This is a genomic window from Amycolatopsis circi (assembly GCF_003385235.1).
GTDB lineage: Bacteria > Actinomycetota > Actinomycetes > Mycobacteriales > Pseudonocardiaceae > Amycolatopsis > Amycolatopsis circi.
Genome location: NZ_PQIA01000156.1, coordinates 1 through 19,160, shown reverse-complemented (window position 1 = coordinate 19,160; position 19,160 = coordinate 1). Strand labels below are relative to the sequence as shown.

17 protein-coding genes and 1 pseudogene are annotated in these 19,160 nt (G+C 70.5%); 3 read left to right on the top strand and 15 right to left on the bottom strand.

What is annotated here, in order from left to right; genetic code table 11:
• Positions 1 to 108: 108 nt before the first annotated feature.
• The 11 genes and pseudogenes from D0D37_RS40275 to D0D37_RS40225 all read right to left on the bottom strand — a co-directional run bounded on the left by D0D37_RS40275 (position 109) and on the right by D0D37_RS40225 (position 11,351).
• Positions 109 to 2,370 (bottom strand): polyribonucleotide nucleotidyltransferase, encoded by a 2,262-nt coding sequence (locus tag D0D37_RS40275; protein ID WP_116205826.1) that lies wholly within the window; start codon positions 2,368 to 2,370, stop codon positions 109 to 111.
• Positions 2,371 to 2,607: 237 nt separating this feature from the next.
• Positions 2,608 to 2,877, bottom strand: coding sequence for a 30S ribosomal protein S15 (rpsO, locus tag D0D37_RS40270; protein WP_037812514.1), 270 nt, complete (start codon positions 2,875 to 2,877; stop codon positions 2,608 to 2,610).
• A 164-nt stretch (positions 2,878 to 3,041) separates the two neighbouring features.
• Complete coding sequence (gene thpR / locus D0D37_RS40265) at positions 3,042 to 3,518, bottom strand: RNA 2',3'-cyclic phosphodiesterase (RefSeq protein ID WP_116205825.1); 477 nt, start codon at positions 3,516 to 3,518, stop codon at positions 3,042 to 3,044.
• 3 nt (positions 3,519 to 3,521) lie between these two features.
• Positions 3,522 to 3,998, bottom strand: a complete 477-nt coding sequence (locus D0D37_RS40260) for a helix-turn-helix domain-containing protein (protein ID WP_116205824.1) — start codon at positions 3,996 to 3,998, stop codon at positions 3,522 to 3,524.
• Positions 3,999 to 4,150: 152 nt separating this feature from the next.
• On the bottom strand, positions 4,151 to 5,116 hold the full coding sequence (locus tag D0D37_RS40255; protein ID WP_116205823.1) for a bifunctional riboflavin kinase/FAD synthetase: 966 nt from the start codon (positions 5,114 to 5,116) through the stop codon (positions 4,151 to 4,153).
• A 41-nt stretch (positions 5,117 to 5,157) separates the two neighbouring features.
• Complete coding sequence (gene truB, locus D0D37_RS40250; RefSeq protein WP_116205822.1) at positions 5,158 to 6,078, bottom strand: tRNA pseudouridine(55) synthase TruB; 921 nt, start codon at positions 6,076 to 6,078, stop codon at positions 5,158 to 5,160.
• A gap of 105 nt (positions 6,079 to 6,183) precedes the next feature.
• The gene (locus tag D0D37_RS40245; RefSeq protein WP_116205821.1) at positions 6,184 to 7,503 is read right to left on the bottom strand and encodes an MFS transporter; all 1,320 of its coding nucleotides are present in this window, start codon (positions 7,501 to 7,503) and stop codon (positions 6,184 to 6,186) included.
• A gap of 112 nt (positions 7,504 to 7,615) precedes the next feature.
• Positions 7,616 to 8,437: a PhzF family phenazine biosynthesis protein gene (locus tag D0D37_RS40240; protein WP_116205820.1), complete on the bottom strand. Its 822-nt coding sequence runs from the start codon at positions 8,435 to 8,437 to the stop codon at positions 7,616 to 7,618.
• 74 nt (positions 8,438 to 8,511) lie between these two features.
• Positions 8,512 to 9,849: an MATE family efflux transporter gene (locus tag D0D37_RS40235; protein ID WP_116205819.1), complete on the bottom strand. Its 1,338-nt coding sequence runs from the start codon at positions 9,847 to 9,849 to the stop codon at positions 8,512 to 8,514.
• A gap of 216 nt (positions 9,850 to 10,065) precedes the next feature.
• Positions 10,066 to 10,215, bottom strand: a pseudogene (locus D0D37_RS48300) (cytochrome P450); the annotation flags it as partial.
• Positions 10,216 to 10,385: 170 nt separating this feature from the next.
• Entirely contained in the window at positions 10,386 to 11,351 is a 966-nt protein-coding gene (locus D0D37_RS40225; RefSeq protein WP_116205818.1) for a ketopantoate reductase family protein, read from the bottom strand.
• Between the two features lie 88 nt (positions 11,352 to 11,439).
• Here D0D37_RS40225 and D0D37_RS40220 point away from each other — a divergent pair, with 88 nt between their 5' ends.
• Positions 11,440 to 12,009, top strand: a complete 570-nt coding sequence (locus tag D0D37_RS40220; protein WP_116205817.1) for a TetR/AcrR family transcriptional regulator — start codon at positions 11,440 to 11,442, stop codon at positions 12,007 to 12,009.
• An 80-nt stretch (positions 12,010 to 12,089) separates the two neighbouring features.
• On the opposite strand, the gene D0D37_RS40215 is transcribed toward D0D37_RS40220, so the two are convergent.
• Positions 12,090 to 13,100 (bottom strand): DHH family phosphoesterase, encoded by a 1,011-nt coding sequence (locus D0D37_RS40215; protein ID WP_116205816.1) that lies wholly within the window; start codon positions 13,098 to 13,100, stop codon positions 12,090 to 12,092.
• Positions 13,101 to 13,125: 25 nt separating this feature from the next.
• On the opposite strand from D0D37_RS40215, the gene D0D37_RS40210 reads away from it, so the two are divergent.
• Together D0D37_RS40210 and D0D37_RS40205 are read left to right on the top strand one after the other, a co-directional pair.
• Positions 13,126 to 14,160, top strand: a complete 1,035-nt coding sequence (locus D0D37_RS40210; protein ID WP_208720466.1) for a TRM11 family SAM-dependent methyltransferase — start codon at positions 13,126 to 13,128, stop codon at positions 14,158 to 14,160.
• A gap of 342 nt (positions 14,161 to 14,502) precedes the next feature.
• Positions 14,503 to 17,313 carry a hypothetical protein gene (locus D0D37_RS40205; RefSeq protein ID WP_116205815.1) on the top strand — a complete coding sequence of 937 codons (2,811 nt, stop codon included), beginning with the start codon at positions 14,503 to 14,505 and terminating at the stop codon, positions 17,311 to 17,313.
• Positions 17,314 to 17,414: 101 nt separating this feature from the next.
• Here the strand turns inward: D0D37_RS40205 and D0D37_RS40200 are convergent, their stop codons facing one another.
• The 3 genes from D0D37_RS40200 to D0D37_RS40190 are packed head-to-tail and all read right to left on the bottom strand — an operon-like array spanning position 17,415 to position 19,054.
• Complete coding sequence (locus D0D37_RS40200) at positions 17,415 to 18,248, bottom strand: alpha/beta hydrolase (protein WP_116205814.1); 834 nt, start codon at positions 18,246 to 18,248, stop codon at positions 17,415 to 17,417.
• Between the two features lie 4 nt (positions 18,249 to 18,252).
• Positions 18,253 to 18,726: a 30S ribosome-binding factor RbfA gene (gene rbfA / locus D0D37_RS40195; RefSeq protein ID WP_116205813.1), complete on the bottom strand. Its 474-nt coding sequence runs from the start codon at positions 18,724 to 18,726 to the stop codon at positions 18,253 to 18,255.
• 34 nt (positions 18,727 to 18,760) lie between these two features.
• The gene (locus D0D37_RS40190; RefSeq protein ID WP_116205812.1) at positions 18,761 to 19,054 is read right to left on the bottom strand and encodes a DUF503 domain-containing protein; all 294 of its coding nucleotides are present in this window, start codon (positions 19,052 to 19,054) and stop codon (positions 18,761 to 18,763) included.
• Between the last annotated feature and the right edge of the window lie 106 nt (positions 19,055 to 19,160).

Below are 19,160 nucleotides of genomic sequence, written 5' to 3'. Positions count from 1 at the left end.
GCAGTGAGGGCCTCCTGCCCGGGTCGTGAGTGCTGATCGCGGTTAGAACCGTGATCAGCACTCACGAGCCACCTCGGGTCAGGAGGCCCTCGATGTCACTGCGGGGTGTTACTTGGCTTCGGCGGTTTCGGCCGGAGCGGCGTCGGCGTCGGCGTCGGCCTCGGCGGGCTTTGCGGCTTCTTCTTCCTTGACCACGATCAGGCTGATCTTGCCGCGGTTGTCGATGTCCGCGATCTCGACCCGGATCTTGTCGCCGACGTTCACCACGTCCTCGACCTTCGCGATCCGCTTGCCGTTGCCCAGCTTCGAGATGTGCACGAGGCCGTCCTTGCCCGGCAGCAGCGAGACGAACGCGCCGAACGCGGCCGTCTTCACCACGGTGCCCAGGAAGCGCTCGCCGACCTTCGGCAGCTGCGGGTTGGCGATGGCGTTGATCTTGCCGATCGCCGCCTCCGCCGACGGGCCGTCGGCCGCGCCCACGTAGATCGTGCCGTCGTCCTCGATCGAGATGTCGGCGCCGGTCTCCTCGGTGATCGAGTTGATCATCTTGCCCTTCGGCCCGATGACCTCGCCGATCTTGTCGACCGGGATCTTCACCGACGTCACGCGCGGGGCGTACGGGCTCATCTCGTCCGGGCCGTCGATCGCCTCGGCGATGACTTCCAGGATGGTGAGGCGAGCGTCCTTCGCCTGCTTCAGCGCGGCCGCGAGCACCTCGGACGGGATGCCGTCCAGCTTGGTGTCCAGCTGCAGCGCGGTGATGATGTCCTTCGTGCCGGCGACCTTGAAGTCCATGTCGCCCAGCGCGTCCTCGGCGCCCAGGATGTCGGTGAGGGCGACGTAACGCGTCTCGCCGTCGACCTCGTCGGACACCAGGCCCATGGCGATGCCCGCGACCGGAGCCTTCAGCGGCACGCCGGCGTTGAACAGGCCCATGGTGGACGCGCAGACCGAACCCATCGAGGTGGAGCCGTTGGAGCCCAGCGCCTCGGAGACCTGGCGGATCGCGTACGGGAACTCGTCCCGCTTCGGCAGCACCGGGACCAGGGCGCGCTCGGCGAGCATGCCGTGGCCGATCTCGCGCCGCTTCGGCGAACCGACGCGGCCGGTCTCGCCGGTGGAGAACGGCGGGAAGTTGTAGTGGTGCAGGTAGCGCTTGTGCGTCTCCGGGGAGAGCGAGTCGATCTGCTGCTCCATGCGGAGCATGTTCAGCGTGGTGACGCCCAGGATCTGGGTCTCGCCGCGCTCGAACAGCGCCGAACCGTGCGCCCGCGGGATCACGGCGACCTCGGCCGAGAGCTGGCGGATGTCGGTCAGGCCGCGGCCGTCCATCCGGATCTTCTCGGTGAGGACGCGGGTGCGCATGATCTTCTTGGTCAGCGCCTTGAACGCACCGCCGACCTCCTTGTCGCGGCCCTCGAAGGCTTCGCCCTCGCCGAGGCCGAGCTTCTCCAGGACGGTGGCCTTGACCTCGTCGGTCGCCTTGTCGCGGTCCTGCTTGCCGGCGATCTGCAGCGCCTTGGCCAGCTCGTCGGAGGCGATCGCGGAGACGGCCTCGTAGATGTCCGGCTGGTAGGCCGGGTACACCGGGAACTCGCCGGTCGGCTTCGCGGCGTCGGCGGCGAGGCGCTGCTGCGCCTCGCACAGCACGCGGATGAACGGCTTCGCGGCCTCGAGGCCCTGCGCGACGGTGATCTCGTCCGGCGCGGTGCCGCCGTCGGCGATCAGGTCGAGCGTGTGCTCGGTGCCCTCGGCCTCGACCATCATGATCGCGACGTCGTCGCCGACGATGCGACCGGCCACGACCATGTTGAAGGTGGCCTTCTCGAGCTGCGACCAGGTCGGGAACGCGACCCACTGGCCCTCGATCAGCCCGACGCGCACGCCGCCGACCGGGCCGGAGAACGGCAGGCCGGCGATCTGGGTGGAGGCCGACGCGGCGTTGATCGCCAGCACGTCGTACGGGTCGTCCGGGTTGAGGCTCTGGACGGTGATGACGACCTGGATCTCGTTGCGGAGGCCGTCGGCGAAGACCGGGCGCAGCGGGCGGTCGATCAGGCGGCAGGTGAGGATCGCGTCGGTCGACGGGCGGCCCTCGCGGCGGAAGAACGCGCCCGGGATGCGGCCGGCGGCGTACATCCGCTCCTCGACGTCCACGGTCAGCGGGAAGAAGTCGAAGTGCTCCTTCGGGTGCTTCGACGCCGTGGTCGCCGACAGCAGCATGGTCTCTTCGTCCAGGTACGCGACGACGGAGCCGGCGGCCTGCTTGGCGAGCCGGCCGGTCTCGAACCGGACGGTGCGGGTGCCGAAACGGCCGTTGTCCAGAACGGCTTCGGTCTCGAACACGGTGACTCCGGTGGAGTCGGTCATATGGTCAATCTCCTCTTTGTTTCCTGCGTACGGCGAGAGTCTCCCACTGTGGGACCCGGTTCGCCCGAGGACGCTCGAGGAGGTGTGAGGCCGGTCTTCGATCGAAGCCCCCGGGTCCGTTGCCCGGGAACCACTACCGAGGACCGGCGAGATCGTTCCTCCAGCGCGCTCGCGCCGTGTGGGGGGTGTGCTTGCGGCGAGGGGGAGCGGCCGAAGCCGCTCCCCCTCGTCAGCACGCTATCGGCGCAGGCCGAGACGCTTGATCAGGTCCCGGTACCGCGCCACGTCCACCTTTTCCGTGTAGTTCAGCAGCCGGCGGCGACGGCCGACCAGCAGCAGGAGACCGCGACGGGAGTGGTGGTCGTGCTTGTGGGTCTTCAGGTGTTCGGTGAGGCCGATGATCCGCTTGGTGAGCAGCGCGACCTGGGCCTCGGGGGATCCGGTGTCCGAGTCGTGCAGCCCGTACTCGGCGAGGATCGTCTTCTTCTCATCGGTGGACAGCGCCACTGGTGGTGCTCCTTGTGCATCTAGTGCCGTGAGGCCCGCACCGCGCCACGCGGCCGGGTAAGACGGTCACGGCCGCCACGGACTGCAGCCGGACCCGGTTTCTGAGGTTACCAGCCGGTTGAACTGCGGCTTCCGGCGCGTGCGGCTAGCCGGGCAGCACAGCCTCACCCGCGCCGCAGCGGCCAAGTCCGCAGCGTGCGGTACGGGCTGCCGCCGCCCATCAGCTCGACCCGGTCCGCGGTCCAGACTCGGCTGCGGAAACCGGCGAGCCATTCCGTCCACTCCGTCGGCGGCTGCGTGCGCGAGCACCGCGCCAGCGTCAGGTGCGGCCGGTACGGGCGCTCGTCGCCGGCGCCCGCGGCTGCGGCGAGATCGGCCAGGTCCTCCCCCGCCACTCCCAACCACAGCACTCCCGGAAATGTTCCCGAACCGGACAGCCGGACGTCAACGGATTTTCGGCCGTCCAGCGCCCGGTCGAGGAAGGCGCCGTATTCGCCGGGGTCGGCTTCGCCGTAAAAGGCCAGGGTGATGTGCCAACCCGCCGGGTCGGACCAGCGCAGCAGCCGGTCCCGGGAGCCGAGCGCGCCGGCGATTTCCGCCGCGACGTCGGCGGGCGGGCGCAGCGCGGAGAACAACCGCATCGGCTACTGGCCCGAGGCTCCCGCGCGGCGGAGCAGGTCGGCGATCGCCGGGAAGTCCTCGTCGAGCAGCTTCGCCGCCTCGGCGAGGTTCTCGTCCTCGGCGACGTCGCGGATGCCCGCGAGCACGATCTTCTCGTCCGAGTTGACCGGGATGTTGTCGCGGCCGACGGTGGGCCGCGAATCGCGCACGTCCTCCAGCGCGGCCTGCATCGCGTCGCGGTCCCCCGCGGCGACCTCGGGCACGAGGATCTTGCGCTCGAGCATGATCATCCGGGCCAGCACCACCGGATTGCCGATCTTCGCCCGCCGCCCGCTCATCACCTGGCTCAGCATCGGCGCGCTGATCCCCAGCACCTCGGCCAGGAACGCCTGCGACACGTCGAAGGCCACGACCAGCCTGCGCACCCGATCGCCCAGCGGCTCCCCGTACCACTGCCGCTGCAGCGCGATGTTCCGCTGGACGATCTTGTGGTCCTCCACCTGGCTCCGCTCCCCTAGCGCTGTCGTCCCGCGGCCGCGGGACTTGCTCCTCCGGCCCGGCGCCGCCGGCCCATCTTGCCACTCCGGACGCCCCCGCCGGGCCGGAACGCCCGATTCGCCCCGGATCCGGCTTGCCCCGGCGCCCGGTCCGCTCAGCTGTCCGAGCCGAGCGCTTCCCTGGTCCGGGCCACGTCCTCGTCGATCTTCTTCACGAGATCGGCCGACGCGCCGAACCGCGCCTGATCCCGCAACCGGGTGACGAAGTCCAGCGCGACGTGCTGACCGTAGAAGTCCTCGTCGACGTCCAGCACGAACGCCTCGACGGTGCGCTCGCGGCCGGAGAACGTCGGGTTCGTGCCCACCGACACCGCCGCGCGCAGCCGCCGGTCCGGGGCGGACAGCCGGCTGAACCAGGCCGTGTAGACGCCGTCCGCGGGCACCGCGGCGAACCGCGCGGTGGACAGGTTGGCCGTCGGGTAGCCGAGGTCGTGGCCCCGGCCGTCGCCGCGCACGACGATGCCCTCCAGCCGGTGCGGGCGGCCGAGCGCGTCGGACGCGGCCACCACGTCGCCGGCGTCGATGCACGAGCGCACGTAGGTCGAGGAGAAGGTGATGTCGTTGGCGCCGCGGTCGTCGTCGAGCGAACGGCCCTGCAACTCCGCGCCGTAGGCGACGAACCCGAAGCGGCGGCCGAGTTCGCGCAGCAGCGCGACGTTGCCCGCGGCCTTGGCCCCGAAGGTGAAGTTGTCGCCGACCAGCACCGCCGCCGCGTGCAGCCGGTCGACCAGCACCTCGTGCACGAACTCGTGCGGGCTGAGCCGCGACAGCTCCAGGGTGAAGGGCAGCACGCAGAACACGTCGACGCCGAGCCCCTCGACCAGCTGGGCCTTGCGCCGCAACGTGGTCAGCTGCGCGGGATGGCTGCCCGGGCGCAGCACCTCGGACGGATGCGGGTCGAAGGTGAGCACCACGCTGGGCACGCCGCGTTCGGCGGCCGTCTCCACGGTGCGCTTGATCAGTTCCTGGTGCCCGCGGTGCACGCCGTCGAACACGCCGATGGTGACCACGCACCGTCCCCAGCCGCCCGGGAGGTCCCCGAGCCCACGCCACCGCTGCACTGTTGTCAACTCTCCCCGAGCGAGGTGCCTTTGCCCCCACCCTATGCGGGCAGGAGGACCACCACCGAGCGGGTCACTCCCTCGGTGTCGGACGCCAGCGCGAGCACGTGGCCGTCCGGCGCGAACAGGCCGTACGTGCCCTCGATTCCGCCCGCCGGGATGCGCCTGCCGTACTGGACCGCTTTGGCGGTGGCCGCGTCGAGATCCCGGCGCGGGAACGCGGCTGCGACGGCGTCGTCGAGGTCCAGGGACAGTTCCGGGTTTTCTTCGAGCTGGTCGAGCGTGCGCGCACGGGCGAGCGTGAACGGCCCGACCGTGGTGCGGCGCAAGGCTTTCAGGTGCCCGCCGACGCCGAGCCCGGCGCCGAGATCCCGGGCGAGCGCACGAACGTAGGTGCCGGACGAGCATTCGACGATCGCGTCGAGTTCGATCCGGTCGTCCTCGCGGCGGAGGCCGAGCACGTCGAACCGGTGCACGGTCACCGGCCGCGGCGGGAGCACGACGTCTTCTCCCGCGCGCACCCGGGCGTAGGCGCGCTTGCCGTCGATCTTGACCGCGGACACGGCGCTGGGCACCTGCTGGATGTCACCGGTCAGCGCGGCGATCCCGTCGGCGATCTGCTCGTCGGTGACCGCGGCGAGGGTTTCCGGCGCGGCGTCGGTTTCGGCCAGCGGTTCGCCTTCGGCGTCGTCGGTCGTGGTGGACCGGCCGAGCGACAGCGTGGCGAGGTAGGTCTTGCGGTCGAGGGCGAGGTGGCCGAGCAGTTTGGTGGCGCGCTCGATGCCGAGCACCAGGACGCCGGTCGCCATCGGGTCGAGCGTGCCGGCGTGGCCGACCTTGCGGGTGCCCATGATCCGCCGCGCCCGCGCGACCACGTCGTGCGACGTCATTCCCGCCGGTTTGTCGACGATGAGCAGTCCGGGCGGCGGGGCGGGGCGACGCGGTTCTTTCGGACGAGACACGGCGGAAACCCTACCCAGACGGGGTTTCGCGGCTGGCGCCCGGTTCAGTCGCTCGTGAGTGGCGATCCCGGTTAGAACCGGGATTGCCGCTCACGAGCGACTGGTTCAGGCGGCCGCCACGGCCTCTTCCGGCTCGCGGTCCCAGCGGTGCCGCCGGATTTGCACCGGGACTTCCTCGCCGCGCGCTTCCGCGGCGAACACGTGGGCGCGGGCGCGGCGCCACCACACCAGCATCTTGGCGGCGCCGAACGCCAGCACGGCCACGACGACCAGCAGCGCGATCCGGAAGTTGCCGCCGGTCGCCTGGAGCAGGATGCCGATCAGCAAGGCAGTCAGGGTGGTCGCCAGGAAGCCGCCGACGTTCACCACTCCGGTCGCGGTGCCGACGCGCGAGAGAGGGTTGTAGTCGCGGGCGATGGCGAAGCCGATCATCGACGCCGGGCCGCCGAGCGTCAGGAACGCGAAGGCCGGGACGAGGACGCCCACCGGGACGTGGCCGTTCCAGCCGAGCAGCACCGCCCACACGATCGCCGCTCCGCTGAGGTAGCCGACGACCAGCGGCACCCGCAGCGCCGGGGAGCGGCCGATCACCGCGCCCAGCAGCGGGCCGCCCGCCATCGAGCCGAACACGAACACCGTCAGCAGCGCGCTCGCGGTCGCCGCGGGCAGCCCCTCGCCCTCCACCAGGAACGGCATGCCCCACAACAGAGTCAGCACGTTCGGCGCGAACATCGTCGAGAAGTGCACCCAGAAACCCAGCCGGGTGCCGGGGGTCCGCCAGGCCAGTTTGACCTGCCGGGCGAGTTCCGCCGGACGCACGGGTTCGCGCTTGCGTTCCGGCACGCCTTCCGGGGTGTCGCGGACGCGCAGCGCGACCGGCACCGAGTACAGCACCGTCACCGCGCCGACGGCGAGGAAGGTGACTGTCCATCCTGGACCGTCGAGGAGCAGGGTGAGCGGGACGGTCGCGGCGAGGTTGCCGAGGTAGCCGACGCACGAGGTGAACGACGCGAGCAGTGCGTAGCGATGGGCTGGGAAGTGCGCCGCGACGAGGCGCAGGACGCTGACGAAGGTGAGCGCGTCGCCGAAGCCGAGGACGCCGCGGGCCACCAGGCCGAGCGCGTAGGTGTCGGCGAGGCCGAGCAGCAGCTGCCCGGAGCCGAGGATCAGGACGGCGGCGGTGAGCACGCGGCGCGGGCCGTAGCGGTCGACCAGCACGCCGGTCGGGATCTGCATGGCCGCGTAGACGCCGACCTGCAGGACGGTGAAGATGCCGAGCGCGGCGGATCCGACGCCGAAGCGTTCGGCCGCCTTCAGCCCGGCGACGCCGAACGAGGTGCGGTGGAAAACGGCGAGCAGGTACACCGTGACCGCGGTGAGCCAGATGAGCCAGGACCGGACAGGGGCGCGGCCGGCGGGCGTCAAGAGTTCCTCCAGAGAGCAGGCGGGCGTCGGACAGTGGAGGACGACGACGCTGCCGCCTCGATAGTTGTATCGCCTCAGCAACCTCGAGACATAGCCGTGACCGGGGTGTGGTTCACCACAGATCCACTTCGCCCCGGATTCCGACGACCGTTTCGCCGCCGACCCACACGTCGTCGCCGTCCCGTTCGACGTGCACCCGCCCGCGCCTGCCGAGCCGCGTGCCCTGCGCCGCGACGTACGACTCGGGCGCGATGCCGTCGCCGATCAGCCACTGGCCGAGCGCCGCGTTGAGGCTGCCGGTGACCGGGTCCTCGACGACGTCGCTGAACGCGCGGACCTCGAACGCCGTGTCGGCTCCAGCCGGCTGCGCACCCGCGACGCCCACCTTGAACGAACCGAGCACACCGAAGTCCGGCTCGATCGCGAGGACGGTCGCCGCGTCGCGCAGCAGCAACGCGACCCAGCCGGGACCGTTGTCCGCCCAGCGCGCGTCGAGGACGTCGGCGTCGCCCAGGCCCAGCCCGCGCTTCACCACGGCGAGGTCGGCCTCGTCCACTGGGCCGCCACGGCGCAACGGAGGCGCGGCGAACGCCAGCCGGTCGCCGTCGCGGCGCACCCGGACCAGCCCTGCCCCGCATTCCTGCACGAGGCGCTCGGCTTTCGGCTCTCCCCCGGCGGCCAGCCACGCCCGCGCCGACCCGAGCGTCGGATGCCCGGCGAACGGCAGCTCGCCGTGCGGGGTGAAGATCCGCACGCGGTAGTCGGCGGCCGGGTCGGACGGCTCCAGCAGGAACGTGGTCTCGCTGAGGTTCGTCCAGCGGGCGAACGCCGCCATCCGCTCGTCGGACAGCGCGTCCGCGCCGTGCACGACAGCGAGCGCGTTGCCTCGGGTGAGCTCGTCGGTGAAGACGTCGACCTGGGTGAACTTCGGCATGCGCCCACCCTCGCATCCGCCGGGCGACGGCGGCGAGCGGGTTTCGCCGTGATGCCGTCAAGGCCGTTGTGCCATCAAGCCTCCCGCACCGCGCCGACCACGGCCCACCGCCCGGACCGCCATCGCGCCACCACCGCCGCCAGCCGGAACACCATGAACAGCGACAGTCCGGTCCAGATTCCGCTCAACCCCCAGCCCAGCGCCAGCGACAGCCAGATCAGCGGCAGGAAGCCGAGACCGGCGCTGACGAGCGTCGCGGTGCGGAGGAAGGCCGCGTCGCCCGCGCCGAGGAGAACGCCGTCGAGCGCGAACACCACACCCGCGATCGGTTGCAGCGCAACGAAGAACCACCACGCGTGCGGGATTTCGCCGAGCACTCCCGGATCGGACGTGAACGCGTGCGGCAGGACGCTCCACAACGCGGCGAACAGCACGCAGAGGAAACAGCCCAGGACGAGGCCGTATCCGGTGATCTGGTTGGCCACCCCGCGCGCCTGCCGCGCCGCTCCCGCGCCGAGCGCCGCGCCGACGAGCGATTGCGCGGCGATCGCGACCGAATCGAGCACCAGGGACAGGAACGTCCACAGTTGCAGAACCACCTGGTGCGCTCCGACCGCCTCGGTCGAGGTCCGGGCGGCCACCGCGGCGGCCGACACGAAGCACGCCTGGAACGCGAAACTGCGCAGCACCAGGTCCCGACCGAGACCCAGCTGCGCCCGCATCACCGCGAAATCCGGCCGCAACGGCACCTTTTCCCGCACCAGCGCGGCGACGAACATCGACGCGGACACCACCTGCGCCACGACGTTCGCGATCGCCGACCCCTCCAGCCCGAGACCGGCGGCATAGACCAGCACCGGGCACAGCACGGCCGAGATTCCGTTGCCCGCTAACACATAACGCAGCGGACGGGTGGCGTCCTGCACGCCGCGCATCCAGCCGTTGCCCGCCATCGTGATGAGGATCAGCGGCGCGCCGAACAACGCGATCCGCAGCCACGACACCGCCGCCGCGGCGATCTCGTCGCTGCCCGAGAGCGCGCGGGCGATCGGCCACGCCAGCAGTTGCCCCGCGACGAGCAGCACCAGCCCGACCAGCACGCCGAGCCAGGTGGCCTGCACGCCCTCGCGCACCGCGTCGGAACGCCTGCCCGCGCCGTGCAGCCGCGCAGTGCGCGAGGTGGTGCCGTAGGACAGGAAGGTGAGCTGCGTAGAGACCTGTGACAACACGACGCCGCCCAGCGCGAGGCCCGCGAGCGGCAACGCGCCGAGATGGCCGACGACGGCGGTGTCGACCAGTACGTAGAGCGGCTCGGCGGCGAGCACGCCGAGCGCGGGCACGGCGAGCCCGAACACTCGGCGGGGCGGGATGCGGTCACCGCTGACGGCGGCGGTCGTGGCGTTTTCGGACACGTGACGAGAGTAGCTACCGGGACCGACAATTCCGGCAGCGCGGACGGCGAGAGCGGCTCAAGGCGGGCAATCGGGGCGGGAATTCGCTTACGGGGCAAGGGAATCAGGCTGATCCTAAAATCCGGGAGTCCTCTTTGGCGTGACTCGGCATGGGCAACGAGCCAACCGACGTGACGCACCTTCCTGGGCCGAGCGACTCACTCCGCAAGGGAGAAGAACTCGGCGGAACAGCGTGCCGAACACGATCTGCAGCTCCATCCGAGCCAGGTTCCGGCCCAGGCACTGGTACGGCCCGAATCCGAACGCGACGTGGTGGCGCGCGCCACGCTCGATGTCGACCTCCTCCTGGTTCTCGAACACCCGCGGGCCCGGTCGGCCGAATAACCGAGCGCAGGGCCTGCCGCGCACCGTGAACGCCCTGCGCGCCAATGCCAGAGTCTTTACGGTGCTTGTCCGTGAGGGGAACCCTGAGGGACTCTGATTCCCTCAGGGTTCCCCTCACGGACCTGAGAAAACAGCCATGCGGGCAGGTGAAGTCAGGCTCGACTCGCGTCCTCGCGGGCAAAGAGCGGTTCCGCCGCTTCCAGCCGCGGTGCCGAGATGCCCAGTCGGCGTGCTTCGGCCAGCGTGTCCCGGCAGACCGCGCGCGGTTCCTCGGCGTCAGGGTCGTTGTGCGCCGCGAGACTCACGCGCGCAAGTGGGACATGAGCAGTCAGCCAGGCGAGCGCGGGGGCCGTCAGCCAGGTGGGCGCCCGGAACATCAGCAAACCGCCCCGATGACGTCGCAGGTCGACACCACGCGCTTCGAGGAGCGGCAACAGCTCGCGACCGGCCAGCAGCCCCTCGCGCAGGTCACGCGTCGACCCGGCCAGCTTGGACAGGGAACCCCGCCGCAGGCCCTGCGAGAGCAGGCCGGCATCGGACACGAAATGGACCCACAGCCAGCCGCGGAAGTCAGGCCGTTCCTTGATCCGGAGCCCGGCCTCGCGAAACGCTTGGCGCACGGCCCGTTCCCGATCGGTCGGGGGCTGGCCGAGGGTGCCGAAGACGACCGACGGCAGCAGCATCGCCCGCAACACGCCGTCCGCGCCGAAACCGCCGCCGGCCTGGGGAAAGCCCCAGGCGACCTGGTCGGCTGGGAGCGCGTCGACCGCGGCCGGCGGCTCGGCCCAGAGGTTGCCGAACACCAGCACCGTGGCCTGGCTGACGCGCGGCGACAGGAAGGCTGTCGCCTCCGGGAGACGGTGGTGCGGCACGCTGAGCACGATCAGGTCGAAGTCGTGGTCCGGCTCCAGCGTCTCGCGGTAGCGCACCGGCCACTTCTCGACGACGCGCTTCCCCCACACCCGGCGCCGCGTATCGAACAGGTCGAGGTCCACTGCGTCTCCGTACGTCGCCGCGCGGCCTGGCCGGACATAGAACTCGACGTCGTGTCCGGCCCGTTGCAGGGCCCAGCCGTAGACAGTGGCGATCACGCCTCGGCCGAACATCAGGATCTTCACGTGCACCTCGTGGGGTACGATCAAAGTGGAGACAATCTCCACTTTCAAGATATGGAGATGATCTCCACTTGTCAACGCGAGGGAGCGCATGACCGCCGACAAGCCGCTGCGGGCCGATGCCCAGCGAAACCGCGACGCCCTGATCGCCAAGGCACGAGAGATCTTCGACGCCGGCGGCTTCTTCGACCTGCGCTTCGACGACTTCGCCCGCTTGGCCGGAGTGGGCACCGGCACGCTGTACCGGCACTTCCCTACCCGGGAAGCCTTGGCCGAGGCGGTCTACCACGGGGAAGTCGCCGCGCTGTGCGATCGCGCGCGCCAGTTGCAGGCGACGCTGAGCCCGGCGGAGGCTTTGGCAACCTTCCTGCGCGGCATGGTCGACCACATCGATGCCCACGAGGGTTTGGCCCGGACACTGGCCACGCTCATGGCCGATCACTCGGAAGCTCTCACCGGGGGCAGTCAGCCGCTGGAGCAGGCTGTCACCGACCTGGTGGCCGCCGCGGTGCAGGACGGCACCGTACGCGACGACGTGGATGCCGGTGCCGTGATGATGGCGCTGCACGGCATCGGCGCGGCCCATGACCGGCCCAATTGGCGGGCCGAGGCCGACGGGGTCATCACCCTCGTGCTGGACGGGCTGCGCCGCACGAGGTGACAGACAAGCCGCGAGTGCAGGATCCGTTCAGCGGCTCGGTCCCGGACCCACGCGTAGAGCCGCGAACCGTCCAGCCCCGGTCAGGAAGCCCGCAGCAGCGGTGCCCTCCCCAGCGCCTTCCGCAACCGGTCCAGCACCTCCTCCGCCGGACCTTCCGCCGTGCAGCCCGCCGCCATCCGGTGACCGCCGCCGCCGAACTCCGCGGCAGCCGCTGACACGTCGATGTCGCCAGCCGAGCGCAACGAGACTGTCCACACTGGACCGGGCCCGGCCTCTTTCAGCACTGCCGCGACCCCGGCCTCCCGCGTAGCGCGCACCACGTCGATCACCGACTCGACCTCTTCGAGCCGCACCGTCGCCGCCGCAGCCGCGCGCACGACCGTGTGGACGAAGCCGAATCCTTGTGCCCCTTCGGGTTCCAGCCGAGCCTCGGACAGGACCGTCGACAGCATCGGCAGCCATGCGAACGGATGATCATCAACGATCCGGCGTGCGACCTCGCCCGGGTCGGCGCCCGCTTCCAGCAGCCGCGCCGCGATCCGGTGCGTTTCGGGGCTTGCCCGGCGGAAGCCGCTCGTGTCGGTGACGACCCCGGCGTACAGGCAGCGCGCGGCGGCCGCGTCCAGTTCGACGCCCATCGCCTCGACGATCCGGGTGACCAGGATCGCCGTCGCTTCGGCGGTCTCGTCCACGACGTGGCAGGTGCCGTAGCGGGCGTTCGTCGCGTGGTGGTCGACGACCAGGACCGGACTGCCCGAATCCCGGACCGCGGCGACCCGCGGGGCGAGCCTGCCCAGCCGCGCCAGGGTCGGAGTGTCCAGTGCGACCAGCAGGCCGTCCGTCGGCGGGAGGGCGGCGACCGGAGTGATCAGGCCGTCGACGTCCAGCCAGGCCAGTGTTTCGGGAGCCTCGTCCGGCTCGCCGAACGCGACCCGCACGCGCGCGCCGCCGCGATGCAGCACGTGGCCGAGGGCCAGGGCGCTGCCGAGGGCGTCGGCGTCGGGGCGCACGTGTCCGAGCAGCGTCACGTCGGTGGCTCCGGCCAGCAGTGCGGCGGCGGCCTCGATGTCCTGTACCAGGGAAGCTGTCACAAAGTGTCACGCTACGCTCTGCGGGATGCCTGAGTACGTGATCCTCGTTTTGCCTTCCGCCAACCGCGTGTACGCCGCGTCGTCGCCGGCGCTGCTGCGCGCCGAGCTGGCGGCCTTCGGCGCTGGTCTTTCCGCCGAGGTGTCGGCGATCGAAGAGATCGAACTCGGCGGTGTCGGGTACGTGAAATTCGCCTGCGCGGTGCCGCTCGGTGAACGGGACTTGGCGCTGCTGTCGAACCTGTCCTCGCTGTACGCCCTGTTCGAACTGGGCGACGGCGTGCTGCGGCCGGTCGCCGTGCATCCGCTGGCGAAGGCGGACTCGGACCTGCTGAGCATCCAGAAGTACCCGGGCAAGACCAACGAGCAGTTCACCAAGCTGCTGCTCAACCTCACCCTGCTGGCGACCGCGAAGCCCGCGGACTGGCCGGACCGGGAACTGCACGTGCTCGACCCGTTGTGCGGCCGCGGAACGACGCTGAACCAGGCCGTGATGTACGGCTTCGACGCGACCGGCCTGGACGTCGACGAGCGCGATTTCGAAGCGTACGAACAGTTCGTGAAGACGTGGCTGCGCACGAAGCGCGTGAAGCACACCGCGGAAGCCGGACAGCTGCGCCGCAACAAGGTCCGCCTCGGCCGTCGGCTGGACATCGAGTACGCGTTCGACAAGGACGACTACAAGGCCGGCCGTGTCCGACGGCTCAGCTACCTCAACGCGGACACCCTGACCACCGACGAGGTCCTCCGCCCGGCGTCGGTGGACCTCATCGTGACCGACGCGCCGTACGGCGTGCAGCACGGCAGCCACCGCGACACCGGCCTGGCCCGCAGCCCCCGAGACCTCCTCGCGGCGGCGGTCCCGGTGTGGAACCGCGTGCTGCGACCCGGCGGCGCGCTGGGGATCTCGTGGAACACGCACGTGCTGCCGCGAGAGGAACTGGTGGAGATCCTGGAACGGGCGGGGCTGGCGGTGCGGACGGGCGGGCCGTACGAGGAGCTGGCGCACCGGGTGGACCAGGCGATCGTGCGGGATCTTGTGGTGGCGGGGAAGCCGGTCTGAATTCGCGGGCGGAACCGTCGTTACAGTGCGCAAGCCACATTCACCGGATTGTGTGAAAGCTCTACAGGACGAGCGAACGGCGGCCGTTCTTTGAGCGCTCAGAGCTGACCGCTCGCCGCATCAAGCCTCCTGTGACGCATTTCGTACGGCAGGGTCTGCGGTGAAATGGACACGACACCAGAGCGAATCCCGCGCTTGGCGACCGAGGCAGTCGAATTGGCGACCTGCCGTCCGCGCCAACTGGAAATTTCCCCGTTGAGCGAGGCTGGTCAGCCTGACGAGTCCTTGCCCTGGTTGACTTCCTATTGTCGTCGTGCCCACGATCGCAGACTGTCGTCCATCGTGGAGGCCGCCGCGCGCGGGACGAGCGGAATCGCCACCCTCGTCGGCGGACCGGCAACGGGGAAGAAACGCGCGCTGTGGGAAGCCGCGCACACCAGGAGCGCCGACGGGCAATTTCTTCTCTACGGCTGGAAGATCTGGCCCGGTCTCAGTCCGCGGAGTCCGGAGGAGCTTCTGGCGAGCGTGAAGACCTTTCGGAAAAGCACTGTCGTGTGGATTCCTTCCGCGGAGCGCTACTTTTTCTCGGGCGGTCACGAAAAAGGCAATGAAGTTGCCGACAGTCTGCGGAATCTGCTGCTCGACACCGAGCGTGAGCCGATTCTGATTCTCGCGAGCCTGTCCCCGGAGCACTGGCAGGCTCTCGCCGCGCCGCCGGAAGGCGGCGTCGACCGCTCGCACGTCCAACTGCTGCTGCGTGGCACCAGCATCACGGTGCCCGACGCTTTCACCGACACCGAGGTCACCCGGGCGCTCGCCTCCACCGACCCGCGGGTGTCCGAAGCAGCGGCGAACGCGCCGAACGGCCGGGTGATCCAGACTGTCGTCGCCGGACCAGCGCTCCGCACGCACTGTCAGCGGATCAGTCCGCCCGCTCGGGCGGTCCTGGATTTCGTGGTCCAGGCCCGGCACGCGGGCCACGGCCCGTCGATGTCCCGGACGCTCCTCCGTCGGGGCGCGCAAGCCCTCCTGGACGAACCGGACGCCGACGAGAGATTCGACAAGGCGCTGAAAGAACTGACGACGCCCGTACGCGGTGGTGCCGCCGTGCTGGTCACAGAGGCGAAAGCGGACGCCTATCGGCTTGCCCCGGGTCTCGACCAGCAGTACGTGACCGAGGCATCGAAGCCGATCCTTCCGCGCGCGAGCCTGTGGACAGTGCTGCTGGAAACCGTTGCGGGGCAAGACAGTCTCGACATCGCCCGGGAATGCGGACGACGCCACTTGCTGAAGCTGAGCGCCCAGTTCTTCCTGAAAAGCGGCATGCCGCGAGCGCGTCTCGAACTCGCCGCGATGCTGGCGAAGGCCGGACGGATCGACGAGGCAGTCGCCCAGTACCGGATTCTCACGCGGATCGGCGGCGACGTCGAGGAGGCGATCAACCAGGGGGCGAACGCTCTCTTCGCGGCCGGGCGCGAGAAGGACGTCCTGGACTGGCTGGGTCCGCTCGCCGAATCGGGAAACCGTTCGGCCGCGTTGCACGTCGAGGTCGCCCACGTCCGGTGCGGCCAGCCGGACCGGGCGCTGGCCGTGCACCGCCGGCGCGCGGAAAGCGGCGACCTGCGATCGGCGGCTTACGTGGCCGCGAGCATGGTCTCGCCCGAGACCCTGGTCGATTCCCATGGCTGGCTGTCTGACGAGGAACTGAAGAAACAGCGGATCCGCCGCCGGAAGGAACTCGACAAGGCGGTGCGCTGGCTGACCGAACTGCCCGGGCGGCTCGGGCGCGATCTGCTTCCCCTGATCACCGACCTGACCATGGACGCCTTCGGGATCGGCGCGGTGCTGGAGATGCTCTCCGCGGAGGCCACCGATTACGACCGGCACGGCGCGTACCTGCTTGGCGCCGAAGCATTGTCCGCGGACGGGCAGGTCGAAGAAGCACTGAAGTGGATCGAGTCGGCACGGCAGCACGGTGTCGCTGGCACCGCCGCCGTCGCGACGCGAGTGAATCTGCGTGCCCGCCTGCTCGATGCTGCCCAGGTGTGCGCGCTCGAGTCCGCGACTGCCGGTGACGCGGTTCCGCTGATCGAGGTCGGCGACGCCTTCGCCAACTCTGATCCCGCGCTTCCGGAACGAGCGCTCAAGTGCTACGACGACGCGGCGACCTGCGACGCGACCGCCGCCTTGAGCGCCGGCGCGCTCGCCGCGGCCCAGCACGGCATGCTCGACAAAGCCTACGGCTACTACCGGCGCGCGTACCTGGCCGGTTGCGCACCAGATCCGGCCGAACTCGTCCGGTTGCTCTGCGCTGCCAAGAAGGCGACCGAAGCGCTGAAATGGCACGTCGCCACGGTTCCGCCGGATCCGGGTTCGCTCGCTCCGATCGCCCGGCACGTCAAGGATTTCCCCGAAGCCGTGACGGTCGCCGAGGCGGTTCGCTCCCGCAAGAACATTCCGCGCTGGCAAGCGCTGGCCTGGGTGGCCGACGAACTCCTCGACGCTCGTGCTGAGGGAACCGGCCGGGAGACGGCGAGCGGAAAGGGCCCGCGCCACGCGACCTCCTCGCAGCTGGTGTTGGCGGGCCGTCTCTACAAGGAAGCTGCCGAGTCGGGGACCCCGCGGGTCGAGGAGCGGGCCGTCCGCTTGCTGATGGACGCGCGCAGCTTCGTCGAGGCGGTGCAGCTGATCCGTTCCGGCCACGAGACAGTGCCGCGGCGGCTGCGCGCGCTGCTCGCGGAAGCGCTCGCCGGACGAGGCGCGTTGAAAGAGGCCGAACAGCTGCTCGAAGAACTGCTCGACGAGGACGACTTCAGCGCCGCCGCCGGGGTCGCCCGGGGGTTCAACCTGCACGAGGAGTACTTCAAAGCGCAGGACATCGCCGAGCGCGGGGCGCGCGGCGGAGACGTCGAATGCTATGTCCTGCTGGGCGATCTTCGCCGCGGCGCGGGCGATCAGACCAGAGTGCTCGATCTCTATTGTCTCGCGCTGGCCCACGGCCATCCTGGCGCACGCCTCCGGATCGACCACCTCCTCGACGCCGCGGACGGCCGCGCCTGGGAACACACGCAGCTGCGGAAGCACGGCCTCGACCCGCGCGGGGAAATCGCTGCGGACTGGAAGATCCCGGCGCCAGACGAGGACGCCGAGTGAGCGCGAAGCCCCATCGTCCCGCGCTCGTCCACTGGTCACAAGGGAAAGCCTGGTGTTACCAATTGCCTACACAACCCCGGCCACCCGAACCGGTGATCCTGCTACGCCAGCCTCGGCCCGACGAACCGCAGCACTTCCGGCAGGACGCCTTGCCAGTACTCCGAAGTGTGCTCCCCCGGCGTGATCCGCGAGACCTCCGGGTGGGCGCTGCTGATCAGTTTCCGGTTGGCCGCCAGGAAAGGATCGCCGTCGCCGCACCACACGCCGAGGCCTCGGGACGGGAGTTCGTCCACGTGCTGCAGCGGTTCGGCGGCCGTCCAGTCGTTCTGCGACGGGAAGATGTGCCGGGTGCGGGCTTCCGGCCAGGTGCGGAACAGGGCCGCGCTGCAGGTGGCCACTGCCCGTACATCGCGGCGGTGCCGGGCGAGGCTCAGTGCTCCGAAGCCGCCCATCGAGATGCCGAGGAGTCCGGTCATCGGGCGGAGGCCGGCTTCGGAGATCCAGCCGGGGAGTTCGTCGGTGAGCATGCGGTGCGGGTCGTCGTTGCCGTCGGGGACCCAGTAGTGGCTGCCGTCGACTGCGACGACCGCGAACGGCGGGGTGCCGGACCGCACCGCGGCGGTGAGCGCTGCGGGCAGCTCCAGGTCCAGGAACGTGCGGGCGTTGGACCCGCGGCCGTGCAGTGCGACGCAGACCGGCAGGCCGGTGGTGGGGACGCCGTCGGGCGTCATCAGCACTACGTCGACGTCCCGGCCGCGGGCCGCGGAGTGCCTGCGGTGGATCGTGACCGACGCCTTCAGGGGCGACGGGCTGGAGGCCGGGGCAGCCGAGGGCGGCGCAGCCACCGGGGCGGAGCGCCCGGCGCAGGCGGAGACGAGCGCCGCGGCACTGCCGAACAGCAGGCCGCGTCGCGTGACACCGGGCTTTGACCGCATCGCTTCAGCCGCGCGTCTCCTCTTCTGCTTGCTCCTCGTCCTCGTCGGCACGAGGAGCCTTGTAAGGGTCCGCTTCGCCCGCGGGCTGGGCTCCGGTCGCCCGGCGCGCCACCTCGGCGTCCGACTCGCGGGCCTTCGCGAGCAGTTCTTCGATGCGGCGGGCGTCGTCCGGGACGCTGTCCGCGACGAAGGCGAGCGTCGGGGTGTAGCGGACGCCGGTGCCCTGTCCCACCTTCGTGCGCAGGACGCCGCGCGCGGCTTCCAGGGCGGCCGCCGCGCTCGCGAAGTCCGGCTCCGCGTCGAGGCTTTCGCCGAGCACCGTGTAGTACACCGTGGCGTCGTGCAGGTCCGCAGTGACGCGGGCGTCGGTGATGGTCACCGAGCCCAGTCGCGGGTCCTTGACGTCGTGTTCGATCGCCGAGGCCACGATCTGCGAGATCCGCTTGGCGAGCTTGCGTGCCCGAGCGGGATCGGCCATGGCTGAGGTCTCCTTCTCCGGGTTTCCGGGTGTTCTAGTCGTCCGGGCCGAGCAGCCGGCGGCGCGCGGAGAGCAGTTCGAACTCCGGGCGTCCGGCCGCGTACCGCTCGCACGCGTCGAGCACGTCCCGGATGTGCTCGCCGTCGGGGGCGACCGCGGCGACGCCGATGAGCGCGCGCCGGTGCAGGTCCAGATGTCCCGCCTCGGCGACCGAGACGGAAAACCGCTTCCGCAGTTCGGCCACCACGGGCCGCACCACGGATCGTTTCTGCTTCAACGAATGCACGTCGTCGAGCAGCAAGTCAAGCTCCAAGGCTCCAACGAACAAAGCTAGTCAGCACCTACCAAACTCGACGGAACAGCCCGACTGGACCCCACGCGGGGGTCCAGGGGGCTTGCCCCCTGGCGGGGGCGCGGGGGTTCGACCCCCGCAC